We start from the raw sequence: 566 nt of genomic DNA on the forward strand, positions 1-566 counted from the left end.
CGGCCGCCCAGGCGGCGGTGCTGGCGGCGCAGGCGCGCGTGGGTGTGGCGCAGAAGGCATGGTTCCCGGCCGTCACGCTCACCGGCAGTGCCGGCCACGCATCGCCCGAGCTGGGCGACCTGTTCAAATGGTCTGCCCGTGCGTGGGGCGTGGGGGCCTTGCTGTCGTTGCCCTTGTTCGATGGTGGCCAGCGCAACGCCCAGATCGAAGGCGCCAAGGCGCGGCTCGAAGCCGCCATGGCCGATCACCGCGGCCAGGTGCTGAACGCCTTCCGCGACGTGGAAGACCAGCTCACATCGCTGCGCCTGCTGTCGGGCCAGGCGCAGGCGCAGGCACGGGCCGTGACGGCGGCGCACCGCGCCACGCAGTTGTCCGACGCACGCTACCGCAATGGCCTGGTGAGCCAGCTGGAGCTGCTGGATGCGCGCCGCAGCGAGCTGCGCAACCGTCGCCAGGAACTGCAGGTGCGCACCGCGCAGTACATGGCCACCGTCGGCCTGATCCGCGCGCTGGGCGGGGGCTGGGGCGATGCTCCGGCCCAGGTGGCGGCGGCCGCGCAATAGCCT

Annotated in this window: 1 protein-coding gene; it reads left to right on the plus strand. The window is 72.8% G+C overall.

The window, feature by feature from the left end; all coding sequences use genetic code 11:
* Positions 1-563 (plus strand): TolC family protein (locus ACDELDRAFT_RS23425; RefSeq protein WP_005801998.1); only part of this gene is annotated, 563 nt, incomplete at its 5' end.
* Positions 564-566: the final 3 nt, after the last annotated feature.

The organism is Acidovorax delafieldii 2AN (assembly GCF_000175235.1).
GTDB lineage: Bacteria > Pseudomonadota > Gammaproteobacteria > Burkholderiales > Burkholderiaceae_C > Acidovorax > Acidovorax delafieldii_B.